Annotated in this window: 7 protein-coding genes and 1 pseudogene; 4 read left to right on the top strand and 4 right to left on the bottom strand. The window is 69.0% G+C overall.

The window, feature by feature from the left end; translation table 11 throughout:
• The first annotated feature begins 62 nt into the window (after positions 1–62).
• The 4 genes and pseudogenes from Y590_RS22235 to Y590_RS22215 all read left to right on the top strand — a co-directional run bounded on the left by Y590_RS22235 (position 63) and on the right by Y590_RS22215 (position 4,986).
• Complete coding sequence (locus Y590_RS22235) at positions 63–1,097, top strand: SDR family oxidoreductase (RefSeq protein ID WP_060771757.1); 1,035 nt, start codon at positions 63–65, stop codon at positions 1,095–1,097.
• A gap of 82 nt (positions 1,098–1,179) precedes the next feature.
• Positions 1,180–2,052, top strand: coding sequence for an MBL fold metallo-hydrolase (locus tag Y590_RS22230; RefSeq protein WP_060772415.1), 873 nt, complete (start codon positions 1,180–1,182; stop codon positions 2,050–2,052).
• 433 nt (positions 2,053–2,485) lie between these two features.
• Positions 2,486–3,921, top strand: a pseudogene (locus Y590_RS22225) (methyl-accepting chemotaxis protein).
• Positions 3,922–4,341: 420 nt separating this feature from the next.
• Entirely contained in the window at positions 4,342–4,986 is a 645-nt protein-coding gene (locus tag Y590_RS22215; protein ID WP_060771756.1) for a DedA family protein, read from the top strand.
• Between the two features lie 73 nt (positions 4,987–5,059).
• Here the strand turns inward: Y590_RS22215 and Y590_RS22210 are convergent, their stop codons facing one another.
• The 4 genes from Y590_RS22210 to Y590_RS22195 form a co-directional block, all read right to left on the bottom strand.
• Positions 5,060–7,885 (bottom strand): bifunctional transaldolase/phosoglucose isomerase, encoded by a 2,826-nt coding sequence (locus Y590_RS22210; protein ID WP_060771755.1) that lies wholly within the window; start codon positions 7,883–7,885, stop codon positions 5,060–5,062.
• Between the two features lie 105 nt (positions 7,886–7,990).
• A complete protein-coding gene (tkt, locus tag Y590_RS22205) occupies positions 7,991–10,066 on the bottom strand; it encodes a transketolase (protein ID WP_060771754.1) in 2,076 nt (691 codons plus the stop codon).
• A 50-nt stretch (positions 10,067–10,116) separates the two neighbouring features.
• Positions 10,117–11,976, bottom strand: a complete 1,860-nt coding sequence (locus tag Y590_RS22200) for a glycoside hydrolase family 15 protein (protein ID WP_060771753.1) — start codon at positions 11,974–11,976, stop codon at positions 10,117–10,119.
• Positions 11,977–12,195: 219 nt separating this feature from the next.
• Positions 12,196–12,822, bottom strand: coding sequence for a hypothetical protein (locus Y590_RS22195; RefSeq protein WP_060771752.1), 627 nt, complete (start codon positions 12,820–12,822; stop codon positions 12,196–12,198).
• Between the last annotated feature and the right edge of the window lie 212 nt (positions 12,823–13,034).

Below are 13,034 nucleotides of genomic sequence, written 5' to 3'. Positions count from 1 at the left end.
CGTCGCAACTTCGCCCGCGCAGCGCGCATTGACGGGCAGGTTTCGCGGAGGAGGATGCGACGGTGGCAGGGCAGGGACGAAGAGGCGCAGCGCGGGTCGCCGTCGTGACGGGCGGCAGCGCGGGGATCGGCCTCGCCACGGCCCAGCTTCTTGCGCAGCGCGGCTGGTCGGTGGCGATCCTGGCGCGCGGCGCCGACCGGCTGGCCGAAGCCGAGGCACTGCTCGCCCGCGAGGGCGGACGCGTGCTGGCGATCCCCGCCGACGTGGCCGATGACGCCGCGGTCGAAGCGGCGGCCGACCGGATCGAGCAGGAACTCGGGCCGATCCGGGCCTGGATCAACAACGCCATGACCACGATCGTCGGGCCGGCCGAACGGATCACGCCGGAGGAATACCGCAGCGTGACCGGGGCGACCTATCTCGGCACCGTCCACGGCACCCTGGCGGCCCTGCGCCGCATGAAACCGCGCGACCGCGGCGTGATCGTGCAGGTCTCCTCCGGGCTGGCGATCCGCGCGGCGCCGATGCAGGCGCCCTACTGCGCGGCGAAGTTCGCGGTGAGCGGCTTCACCGATTCCCTGCGCGCCGAACTGATCCACGCCGACAGCCACGTCGCGCTCAGCGTGGTCTACCTCCCGGCGGTCAACACGCCGCAATTCGGCTGGACCCGCACCCGGACCGGCCGCGGGCAGCGCGCGCCCGATCCCGTGTTCGATCCGCGCCTCTGCGCCGAGGCGATCCACCACGCGATCGAGCATCCGACCCGCGAGGTCTGGGTCGGACGAACCTCGCTGATGATGGCGGCGGCCCAGGCGCTTTTGCCCTCCTACGCCGACCGCAAGGCGGCGGAGAGCCTGGACGACATGGTGCAGGACGGGCCGGTCCCGGACCGGCGCGGCAACCTCGACGGCCCGGTGCCGGGGCCGGCGCGGATCGACGGCGACGCGCGGGCGCGGGCCAAGACGACGCGCTCGGAGTTCTGGACGAGCCGGGAGCGCGACGCCCTCGTGCTCGGCGTCGCGGGCGCCGCCCTGCTCGGAACCGCCCTGGCGGCGCGGGCCCTGCGCGGGCCGCTGCGTCTGTTGGGACGGGTCTGAGCCGGCTCTTTCTTCACCCGCATCGGGCGGATAGGACCGTCCGATCTCCGGCCCGCCCGCGGGCACCCATGAGGACTTGCCCGTGCCCGGTTACCTGCCCTTCGCCGGCGCCCTGAAGCTGCCCGCCTACACCTGCGACAATTGCGGGTTCTGGCAGCGCCACTTCGAGGCGCCGCCGCATTGCCCGATGTGCCTGGACGCCCGCCACGTCGTGCCGCAGGACGGCTGGCGCTTCCGCACCACGCGGGAGGCGCAAGACGCCTTTCCCTGCCACTGGGAAGAGCTGGAGCCGGGCGTCTGGCGCTTCTGGAACGACCCGGTTTCCGGCATCGGCCCGAGCGCCTACCTGATCCGGACCGAGAACGGGAATATGGGCTTCGAAGCCTGCCCCGTCTTCAGCGAGGCGGCGCTCGACCAGATCGAGCGGCTCGGCGGCATGCAGGTGCTCTCGGCCTCGCACCCGCATTCCTACGGCGCGCTGGTGCAGCTTCAGGACCGTTTCGACCCGGAACTGTGTCTGCCGGCGGCCGACTTCATCTGGAGTGCGGCGCTTCAGGTCTCCTGGCCCTATGACGACTTCCTCGAACCCCTTCCCGGATTGGAACTGCACCGCACCGCCGGCCATTTCGACGGCCACGCCGTGCTGTTCGACCGCAAGCGCAAGATCTGTTTCTGCGGCGACGCGCTCAAGTTCGAGCTCGACCCGAACGACGTCCGCAAGGCGCTGACGATCTCGGCACACAAGGCCTTCGTGCGCGGCGTGCCGCTCACAGTGAACGAGCTGCGCCGCTATCGCGACGTCTTCGAGCGCCTCGATTTCACCCAGACCTGGACCCCGTTCGAGCCCGCCGCCAATGTCGGCCGGGCCGAGGTTGTGGCGCTGATCGATGCGATGCTCGGCAGCCGGCCCCACGCTGCACCGGTGCCCCTGGACGATCTCCGCCGCGGCAACTGAGCGTCGTTGACGACGACGCTCGCAAGGCCGGGCTGGACGGAAGACCGTCGTCACATCCCGTTCAGGGGAGGGCGAGCCGTCCGAAGGCCGCTTCCTGCCTGCCATCGGCGAAGTGGCAGCGAAGCCGACCGTTCTTCGAACCCAACGCGGACGCGCAAGAGGGCATCGCCAGCGCAACGGCAAGCCAACATCATAGGCTAATATCGTAACTGCGGTCTGTTCGGCGCATGGCGAAACAAGATTGCAGCCTACAGGCGATTGCAATGTCCGCTATTGCAGATTTTAATTCATAATTTATCCAGTAAATGAACATTATACATAAGGGGCGGATAAAAGACATCGCGCGAAGTCGCCGAGGTCCGCCTTCGATCAATGACGACATCGCTCGGGCGACGTGGCTGCCGGAGAAAGATGGCGTCACGGGGGTTCTGTGATGTTCCGTAAGCCCAAGCAGAGCGACGCCCAAGCGAAGCTCGATGCACTCGATCGATCGCGACCATGGAGTTCGCGATGGATGGCACGGTTCTGGACGCGAACCGGAACTTCCTCGACGCGATCGGCTACGAGTTCGACGAGATCAAGGGCCGGCATCACCGCCTCTTCGTCGAAGCCGCCTATGCCGAGAGCGCCGAGTATCGCGCCTTCTGGGAGACGCTGCGCAGCGGCAAGCACGCCTCGGGCGAGTTCCCCCGTCTCGGCAAGTCCGGACGCAAGATCTGGCTCGAAGCGACCTACAACCCGGTGCTCGGGGCGGACGGCAAGCCGGAGCGGGTGATGAAGTTCGCGACCGACATCACCGCCAAGAAGAACGAGGCGACCCGGCTCCTGACGATGATCGACGGTATGCCCGTCGCCGTCATGACGGTGGACCCGAAGGACGAGTTCAAGATCAACTATCTGAACCAGACCTCGTTGACGACACTCTCCACCATCGAGGAGCATCTGTCGATCAAGGTCTCGGAGATGATGGGCCGCTCCTTCGACGTCTTCCACAAGCACCCGCATCATCAGCGGACGATGCTGGCCGACAGCCGCCGCCTGCCGCACCGGGCCAAGATCAGGGTCGGCCCCGAGACCCTCGATCTGCGTGTCTCGGCGATCCACGGGCCCGAGGGCGAGTATGTCGGTCCGATGGTGACGTGGTCCGTGATCACGGCGAAGGTCCAGATGTCGGCGGACGTCTCGCGGGTGGTCGAGGCGGTGCGGTCGGCGGTGGAGCGGATGGGGTCCTCGGCGGAGGAGCTGGCACGCTCGGCCGAGGATGCCCGGCAGCGCGCGGCCTCGGTGGCAGCGGGCTCGGCGCAGATGACGGCCTCGATCCAGGAGATTTCGGGGCAGGTCGGCAGCGTGTCCGAACGCGCCCAGCGGATCGCGGCTCAGGCCGAGACGACCGATCTGACGGTGCGCCAACTCGCCGAGAATGCGCGCAAGGTCGATGCGGTGGTGGCGATGATCCGCTCGATCGCCGATCAGACCAACCTGCTCGCCACCATCGAAGCGGCCCGCGCGGGCGCGGCCGGCCGCGGCTTCGCCGTGGTGGCCGCCGAGGTGAAGGCGCTGGCCGAGCAGACGGCGAAGGCGACCGGCGAGATCGCCGCGATCCAGAGCGCCACCGGCGAGGCGGTCGAGGCCATCGGCACGATCACCGCGGCGGTGGCGGACCTCTCGGGGCTCACCCTCGCCATGGCGAGCGCGGTCGAGGAGCAGGCGGCCTCGACGCACGAGATGTCCGGCAACATCGTCGGCGTGTCCTCGGCGGCGGACGCCACCGGCAGCCACGTCGACTCGGTCCGCACCATCGCCGAGGATCTCGCGACGCATTCCGCCGGCCTGGGCTCCAGCGTCGAGAAGTTCCTCAAGGCGAGCTGAGGACGGGACGCGGACGGGGAGAACAGCGTAACGCCGACGTGCCGCCCGTCACGACAATCGGTCAGGCCACGCAACCGGGTGCCGCTGAAGGGCTTATCGTCACGTCCGCCCTTCGGCGGTTCGAGCCCGTCATGATCGACAGCATACGCCTCCTCCCGCCCGGCTTCGGCCTTTCGGCGGATCCCGTCCTGTTCGGCGTATCGGACGCTCTCGCGCGGCTGCTGCCGTTGCCGAACGACGACTTCGCTGCCCTTTGCCAGTCCGGCACGGGCGGGGGAAGCGCCGTCCTTGCCCCGGCCTCGGCTGAGCCCCCTTCGGAGACGGACCCGACGGGTTGAAGGGGAGGAAAGGACCGCCCTGCTGCGGCCACGTTCCTGGCCAGACTGCGCCGCGCAACGATCCGCGGAGACGCCCTCTTTCATGTCCTTCCTTCAGGGACTTCCGATCGCCGACCTCATCGCCCATTACGGCTACCTTGCCGTCTTCGTCGTCGTCGCGCTGGAGAGCGCGGGCGTGCCGATGCCGGGCGAGACCATCCTGATCTCGTCGGCCGTCTATGCCGGCAGCACGGGCAGCCTCAACGTCGTCCTCATCGTCGCCGCAGCGGCCGCGGCCGCGATCCTCGGCGACAATGTCGGCTACTGGGTCGGGCGCCGCTGGGGCATGCCGCTGCTTCTACGCTACGGCCACCTCATCGCCCTCGACCACGGCCGGCTGAAGCTCGGCCAGTATCTGTTCCGGGAGCATGGCGGGAAGATCGTGTTCTTCGGCCGTTTCACCGCGATGCTGCGCGCCTACGCGGCGGTGCTGGCGGGCGTGAACCGGCTCGATGCGCGCCGCTTCATGCTGTTCAACGGCCTCGGCGGCGTCGCCTGGGCCGGGATCATGGGCTTTGGCGCCTATGCCTGCGGCCGCTCGATCGAGCACATCGTCGGCCCTGTCGGCCTCGCGCTGCTGGCCTTCGTGGTCTTCGGCGGACTGGCGCTCTGGCTGTTCATGAAGCGCCACGAGGAGCGGCTGCTGGTGAAGGCGGAAGCCGCGATCCCCGGCCCGCTGACGCACTGATCTTTTTCGAAGTCAGATCGCGCCGGCAATCGATGCGAGCCCCTCTCCCCGCCTGCGGGGAGAGGGTGAAGCCTTAGCCGGCGACCGCCGCCTTGATCGCGGCGGCGACGCGCTTCACGCCGCCGGAGACATCACCGCCCTTGAGGTGGATTCTCAGCGCCCGGCGCTTGCGCTCGGACAGCACGGCGAAATCGCCCCGCGCCTGGGCCGCGATCACCGTCTTGAACCCGAGCTTGCGTCCCGGGATCGGCAGATCGGCGGAGGGGTCCGCGGTGATCTGGAGGAACACGCCGGAAGCGGGACCGCCCTTGTAGGCCTGCCCGGTCGAGTGGAGGAAGCGCGGGCCGAATTCCAGGCAGGTCGCGACCTGCCGCGCGTCCCGCACCGTGAGCCGGGCCTCCTGCAACGCCGCGTGATGCGCCTCGTTGCGCTCGACATAGGCGAGCAGGGCGACGTAGTCGCACGGCTTCACCCGCGCCAGATGCGCGGCCACGATCGCCTCGAAGCCCTCGCCGGGGCGCAGGGCCTCCGCGTTGGCCGCATCGGCATAGAGCGCGACCGTCTCGTCCTCGAAGATCGGCGTCTCGGCCGGCAGGGCGCCGGTCTCCTCGGCGCTTGCGAACAGCTTCTTCGTCTCGATCTTGCTCGCCTCGACATCGGGCTGGTCGAACGGGTTGATGCCGAGCACCGCCCCCGCCACCGCGGTCGCGATCTCGAAGCGGAAGAACTCCTGCGGGAGCTGTTCGACCTTGTCGAGATCGATGCGCACTACCGGCTGCGCCTCGCTCTCCAGGATCTTCACCGCCTCGTCCTGGCGCGCATCGGCCTGGCTGGTCAGACGCAAGTACACGAACAGCCGGTCCTCGCCGTAGACGGCCGGAACGCCGACCGGCTCGCCCTCGACGGGGATGATGCCGACGCCTTCCTTGCCGGTCGACTCGGCGATGAGCTGCTCGGCCCAGGCGCCGAAGGTGCCGATGCCGGGCGACGCGATGATCGTGATCTTGTCGCGCCCGAACTCCTTGGCCGCGACGCCCATCGCCGCGCCGAGGCGCACGCCGGGATTGGCGGCGGGCGGCACCGCCGGCCCGCAGGAGCGGACCATCATCCGGGCACTGTCGAGGAACTCGCGAATCTCGACGCCGGCCGCCGCCGCGGGGACGAGACCGAAGGCCGAGAGCACGGAGTAGCGCCCGCCGATCTGCGGCACGCCCAGAAAGATCTTGCGGAAACCGTCGTCGTTGGCGGCCTTCTCCATCGCCGAGCCGGGATCGGTCACGGCGACGAAATGCCGGCCGGCCTTGTCGGCACCGACGACGTCCTTCATCCGGCCGAGGAAGTAGTCGCGGAACACGTTGGGCTCGAGCGTCGAGCCCGACTTCGAGGCGACGATGAAGAGGGTCGTCTCGAGATTCACCACGGCCTCGACGGCGCGGACCTCGTCCGGGTCGGTCGAGTCGAGGATGCGCAGCTTCGGGAACCCCTCCCGGTGGCCGTAGGTGGCGGAGATCACCTCCGGGCCGAGGCTGGAGCCGCCCATGCCGAGCACGACCGCGTCGGTGAAGCCCTCGGCACGGACCTCTTCGGCAAAGTTTTCGTAGAGATCGACCCGCTCCAGCTCGTCCTCGACGATGCGCAGCCAGCCGAGCCACTTGCCCTCGTCGCGGCCGGTCCAGACCGTGGCATCGTGCGCCCAGAGCCGGCGGATCGCGCCGCTCGCGCGCCAGGACTCGACCGCCTTGTCGGTCGCCGCCTGGAGCGGCTCGTCGAACTTGAAGGTCTGCGCGTCGAGCCGGTGGTCGAGCAGGGCCACCCGCTTGCCCGCGACTGCACCGAGCAGGGCATCGGCGGCATCGACGAAGAGCCCCACGCCCTCCTCGACGAGTTGGCGCGCCACCGCCTCGATGTCGATGCCGGCTTCCGCCAACCGTGCCATCACGGTCTCGGCCTCGCCGATATTCTCCTCCAGCGATGCCCGCACCCGGCCATGGTCGCGGAACGCGTCCATGGTGGCCGGCGGCATGGTGTTGACGGTGTTCTTGCCGATCAGCTCTTCGACATAGAGCACGTCCGAGTAGGCCTTGTTCTTGGTGCCCGTGGAAGCCCAGAGCAGGCGCTGCGCCTTCGCCCCCTTGGCCTCCAGCGCCTCCCATTTCGGCCCGGCAAAGATGCGCTTGTAGCGCTGGTAGGCGAGCTTGGCGTTGGCGATGGCCACCTTGCCCTTGAGATCCTCGTAGCCGCCCGCCTCATCCAGCCGCTTGTCGACGAGGCTGTCGATGCGGCTGATGAAGAAGCTCGCGACGGAGGCGACCTTCGAGACGTCACCACCCTTCGCACCGAACTCGGTCAGCCCGTCGATGAAGGCGTGGGCGACCTCCTCGTAGACGCTCTGCGAGAACAGCAGCGTGATGTTGACCGAGATGCCCTCCGCCGTGAGCTGGCGGATCGCCGGCAGGCCGGCAGGGGTGGCCGGCACCTTCACCATCAGGTTGTCGCGCCCGACCGCCGCGTGCAGGCGACGGGCCTCGTTCAGGGTCTCTTCGGTGTCGAGGGCGAGGTAGGGGGAGACTTCGAGGCTGACATAGCCGTCTGCGCCGTCGCTGGTGTCGTAGACTTGGGCCAGGACGTCGGCCGCCGCCTGGATGTCGGCGATGGCGAGCCCCTCGTAGAGATCGATGACGCGGGCATCGCCCTGGCTCAGCACGGCCTTGAGGCTGTCGTCGTACTCGGGCGAGTGGCCGATCGCCTTCTCGAAGATCGCCGGGTTGGAGGTGACGCCGCGCAGGTCGTCCTTCTCCACCAGCGCCTGGAGTTCACCCTTGGCGATGAAGCCGCGGGCCACGAAATCGAGCCAGACCGCCTGCTCGTGCTCGGTGAAGAGGGCGTTCAGCGCGTTCATCTCGGTCGTCCTCGCGTCATTCTTCTTGCGTCCCGTCACCCTGTAGATAGGGCGGGGAGCCGCGCGTTACCCTCCCCCTGCGCGGGGGAGGGTTGATCTGCGAGCCTATTTCTTGTGCTTGGCCACCTGCGCGCGGGCCGCCTCGATCACCTTATCGGCGGTGAAGCCGAACTTGCCGAGCAGATCCTTGATCGGGGCCGAGGCGCCGAAGGTGCTCATGCCGATGATCGAGCCGGAGGAGCCGGTGTAGCGGTCCCAGCCGATGACGCTGCCCTGCTCGACCGCCACGCGCGCCAGCACGTCCGGCGGCAAGACGGAGTTGCGGTAGCTCTCGTCCTGGCGCTCGAACAGTTCCCACGACGGCATCGAGACGACGCGGGCCTTCACGCCCTCGCCCTTCAGGGTCTCGTAGGCGCCGACGCAGAGCTGCACCTCGGAGCCCGTGCCGATCAGGATCACGTCGGGGGTGCCCTCGCAGTCGGCGAGGACGTAGGCGCCCTTCGCGGTGCCGGAGGCGGGGGCGTATTTCGAGCGGTCGAAGGTCGGCAGCGGCTGGCGCGAGAGCGCCAGCACCGCCGGCTGATCCTTCAGCGAGAAGATCACCCGGTAGGCCTCGGCCACCTCGTTGGCGTCGGCCGGGCGGAGGGTCACGAGGCCGGGGATGCAGCGCAGGGAGAGGATCTGTTCCACCGGCTGGTGGGTCGGCCCGTCCTCGCCCACGCCGATCGAATCGTGCGTGAAGATGTGGAAGATCGGCAGTTCCATCAGCGAGGCGAGCCGGATCGGCGGGCGCATGTAGTCGGCGAAGACGAGGAAGGTCGCCCCGTAGGCGCGCAGGCCCACGAGTCCGAGCCCGTTCACGATCGAGCCCATGGCATGCTCGCGCACACCGAAATGGATGTTGCGCCCGCCCGGCTCGAACGGGGTCAGCGAGCCCGCGCCCTCGAAAGTGAGGTTCGACTTGTTGGACGGCGCCAGATCGGCCGAGCCGCCGAGGAGGAACGGCACGTGCTGGGCGATGGCGTTGAGCACCTTGCCCGAGGATTCGCGCGTCGCGAGCCCCTTGGCGTCGGCCTCGAAGACCGGGATGTCCCGGTCCCAGCCCTCGGGCAGGCGGCCTTCGAGGAAAGCCGACAGATCCTCGGCATGCTCCGCATCCGCCGCCTTGGCGGCCTCGAAGAAGCCCTGCCACTGACTGTAGAGCGCGGCGCCGCGCTTGCCGATGCCTTCGGCAAAGGTGTCGTAGACGCCGTCCGGCACGAGGAACTCGGAATCCTCCGGCCAGCCATAGGCGCGCTTGGCGCCCTTCACCTCGTCGGGGCCGAGCGCGTCGGAATGGGCCTTCGATGTGTTCTGCTTGGTCGGCGCGCCGTAGCCGATGATCGAGTTGACGATGATCAGGGTCGGGCGGTCGCTCGATTGCAGGAAGGTCTCGAGCGCCGAGGCGATGGCGTGGGTGTCGTTCGCGTCGGCCACCCGCAGCACCTGCCAACCATAGGCGAGGAAACGCGCGGCGACCTCTTCCGAGAAGGCGAGTTCGGTGTGGCCCTCGATGGTGATGGTGTTGTTGTCGTAGATCCAGCAGAGGTTCGACAGGCGCAGATGGCCCGCGATCGAGGCGGCCTCCTGGCTGACGCCCTCCATCAGGTCGCCGTCCGAGCAGATGGCGTAGACGTTGTAGTCGAACAGCGGCAGGTCGGGCCGGTTCAGGCGCTCGCCCTTGAAGCGGCCGCCCATCGCCATGCCGACGGAATTCGCCACGCCCTGGCCGAGGGGCCCGGTGGTGGTCTCGACGCCGGTGGTGAAGTGGTATTCCGGGTGGCCCGGCGTGCGGCTGTCGAGCTGCCGGAATTTCTTGATGTCGTCCAGCGAGATGGCGGGGGCGTTTCCGCCGTCGCTCTCCGCGACGCGGGCGAGATGCAGCAGCCCGTAAAGCAGCATCGAGGCATGGCCCGCCGAGAGCACGAAGCGGTCGCGGTTCGGCCAGTGCGGATGGGCCGGATCGTAGCGCAGATACCGGTTCCACAGGGTGTAGGCGACGGGCGCGAGCGCCATCGGCGCGCCGGCATGTCCGGAATTGGCCTTCTGCACCGCGTCGATCGCGAGCGTCCGGATCGTGTCGATCGCGAGCTTATCGCCCTGGCTCAGGGCCGCCTTCGGGCTCGTGTCTGCACCGCTCATGGAGTTACCGTCTTTCTCGCTTCCATCGCCCGCCGTCTGACGGAGTGCGCCTACTGCGCCGCGATGGATTCGCCTACCCTCGACTCGGAATCGTCCGTGCCGCTGCCCCGTTCCTTCGCAGGACCGGTGGCGCGGCTGTAATTGAGGATCGTGTTGACGAGCGCAACATGCGTGAACGCCTGAGGGAAGTTCCCCACCAGCCGTTTCGCGCGCACGTCGTACTCTTCGGAGACCAATCCGAGGTCGGTGCAGACGCCGATCAGGCGCTCGATCAGGTCGCGGGCCTCGTCACAGCGGCCGAGGCCGATCAGATTGTCGGCGTACCAGAAGCTGCAGGGCAGGAAGGCGCCCTCGTTGCCCGGCAGGCCGTCGACGGTCTGGCCTTCCGTCTCGTAGCGCAGGATGAAGCCCTCGCGCATCAGATGCGATTCGACGGCCGCCACGGTGCCGACCACGCGGGGATCGTCCTGGGGCAGGAAGCCCATATGCGCGATCAGCAGCAGGCTCGCATCGAGCGCCTTGCTTCCGTAGGATTGGACGAAGCTGTTCAGTTCCGGGTCGAACCCCTTCGCGCAGACCTCGGCGTGGATCTCGTCGCGGATCGCCTTCCAGTGCGCGACCGGCGGTTCGGCGGAGCGCAGATCGTCCACGCCCATCATCTCGACGCTGCGGATCGCCCGGTCGAAGGCGACCCAGGCCATCACCTTGGAATGGACGAAGTGGCGCCGCCCGCCGCGCACCTCCCAGATGCCTTCATCGGGCGCGCGCCACGCCGTCTCGAGGTGCTTGATGATCGCTTGGCCGACGCGCAGGCCCTCCTTGTTCTGTCCCATGCCGCGGGCACCGGCCTGGAACAGGGCGTCGAACAACTCCCCGTAGACGTCGAGCTGGAACTGCGCGATCGCCGCGTTGCCGACGCGCACGGGCCGCGAGTTCTCGTAACCGGGCAGCCAGTCGAGCTCGATCTCCGGCAGAAGCCGCTCGCCGGCGATGCCGTAGAGGATGTGCGCCTGCTCCGGGTTGCCGGCCACCGCGCGGGTCAGCCAGTCGCGCCACGCGCGGGCCTCCTCGATGTAGCCCGAATCCATCAGCGCCAGCAGGGTGAAGGTCGAGTCGCGCAGCCAGCAGAAGCGGTAGTCCCAGTTGCGCACCCCGCCGAGTTCTTCCGGCAGGGACGTGGTGGGCGCGGCGACGATCCCCCCGGTCGGTTGGTAGATCAGCGCCTTCAGCGTCAACAGGGAGCGGCGCAGGATGGCGTCCCAGGGCGTCTGAAGCGTGCAGCGGCTCGACCATTCGCGCCAGAACCGGTTGGTGTCGTCGAGCCAGCGGCGCGGCTCGATCGGCGGCGGATCGTCCTCGTGCGAGGCGCCGTAGCTCAGCACGAAGCGGACCGCATCACCCTTGTAGACCGTGAATTCCGAGACCGTGGTCTGGTGGGTGGAGCCGCGCATCGGCGCGTTGGTGCGCAGGACCACCTTGTGCGGGCCGGAGATGGCGCGGAGATCCCCGAGTTCGCTGCGCGAGACCCAGGGCACCGCCGAGCCGTAATCGAAGCGCACGGCCAACTCCATCCGCATCGCCATCCGGCCGCGCACGCCCTCGACCAAGCGGATGACGTGGCTGCCATCGCCCACGGGCATGAAGTCGGTGACGCGGACCTCGCCCTCATGGGTCTTGTGCGTGGTCTCCAGCACCAGAGAGCCGCTGCGGTAGCGCCAGGAATGCTGCGCGCCCTCCGCCGCCGGGGCGAGCTTCCAGAAGCCGTGCTCCTCCGTCCCGAGAAGGCTCGCGAACAGGGCCGAAGCATCGAAGCGCGGCATGCACAGCCAATCGATGCTGCCGTCGCGGCCGACCAGGGCGGCGGTGCGCCCGTCGCCGATCAGGGCGTAATCCTCGATCCGTCCCGCCATCCCGGCCTCCGTCGTCGCACCCTGAGCCGAACGACGCGGGGGAAACGCGGGCTTCGGCCTCACTCGCAGAGCATCACGCGCGAACAAGCCGCCGCGTCGGCGACGCGGTGGACGGGGTCGCGGTTCCGCCCCGCGCGAAGTGGCGCAGCGGCCGCGCTTCGCAAGGTTTCAGAGCTAATGATTGTGAAGACCCCGCTTCGCGGCGCGGCGCGCTCCGTTTCAGCGCAGCTCCGAGACGAGGCTGACGACCGAGCTGCTCAAGCTCGTGACGCCGGTCGCCGCGCCGGAGCCGGCCGTGCGGGCCGCATCCCAGACCGCGTCGACGGCGGCGAAGGGGAGGGCGCCTGCGGGCAGGAAGCGGCCGCCCTCTTCCTCCGCGCGCGCCAATTCTTCCGCACGCGCCACGGCGGCGGGTGCCGAGACGACCGGCTCGGACGCGGCTTTCGCCGGGCTCGCGGGCTGCGTCGTCGCCATCCGGCTCGCGGTGGCGCGCCGGCGCTCGGTTCGGGTGGCGAGGCGCGGGGGGCGGGCCTGCGGCGGCGCGGCCTCTCTTGCCGCGACGAGGGGCACGAGGCGGGCGAAGGCCTCGCTGGCCGGCCCCGCCTCGACATCGGCGAGCAGGGCCTTGCCCGGATCGAACACGGTGAAGCCGGGGGCCGCAGCCATGGCCGGCACGGCCCGCACCGATTCGACCGGCGGCATCGTCGGTCCCTGGGCCGGCTCGCGGCAGACGAGCGACAGCAGGGCGGCGGCCACGGCGAGGCCGAGGGTCGGCAGCAAGGGGGGAAGCACGGCGCGCGGGGTCGCGGACACGTCCGGCTTTCGCAGCGGATCGACGACGCGCATGAACCGGCCCCTCCTGATAGATTCGCAAGCGGCTTGAGTGTGCGCCCCGGTTTGCGGCAGAACCGGGGCCGGGAGATGTCGGTTTGTAACCGTCGTTATCGATCGGGCGGGCATACGGCTTGCCTGCGATGCGTCCGCCCCTTTCACGGCAGGCGCTTCCGCACGCGCCTCATTCAAGACCGACCGCCTTCCTCACCGATGCCTTCCTCGAA

The organism is Methylobacterium sp. AMS5, assembly GCF_001542815.1.
Classification (GTDB): Bacteria; Pseudomonadota; Alphaproteobacteria; order Rhizobiales; family Beijerinckiaceae; genus Methylobacterium.
The sequence above is the reverse complement of the archived record's forward strand: the minus strand, read 5'-3'. Positions and strand labels throughout refer to the sequence as shown.

Coding starts and splice junctions, on each gene's coding strand:
- Y590_RS22215 (WP_060771756.1), top strand. CDS start 4,342: ATGTCCTTCCTTCAGGGACTTCCGATCGCCGACCTCATCGCCCATTAC.
- Y590_RS22210 (WP_060771755.1), bottom strand. CDS start 7,885: ATGAACGCGCTGAACGCCCTCTTCACCGAGCACGAGCAGGCGGTCTGG.
- tkt (WP_060771754.1), bottom strand. CDS start 10,066: ATGAGCGGTGCAGACACGAGCCCGAAGGCGGCCCTGAGCCAGGGCGAT.
- Y590_RS22200 (WP_060771753.1), bottom strand. CDS start 11,976: ATGGCGGGACGGATCGAGGATTACGCCCTGATCGGCGACGGGCGCACC.
- Y590_RS22195 (WP_060771752.1), bottom strand. CDS start 12,822: ATGCGCGTCGTCGATCCGCTGCGAAAGCCGGACGTGTCCGCGACCCCG.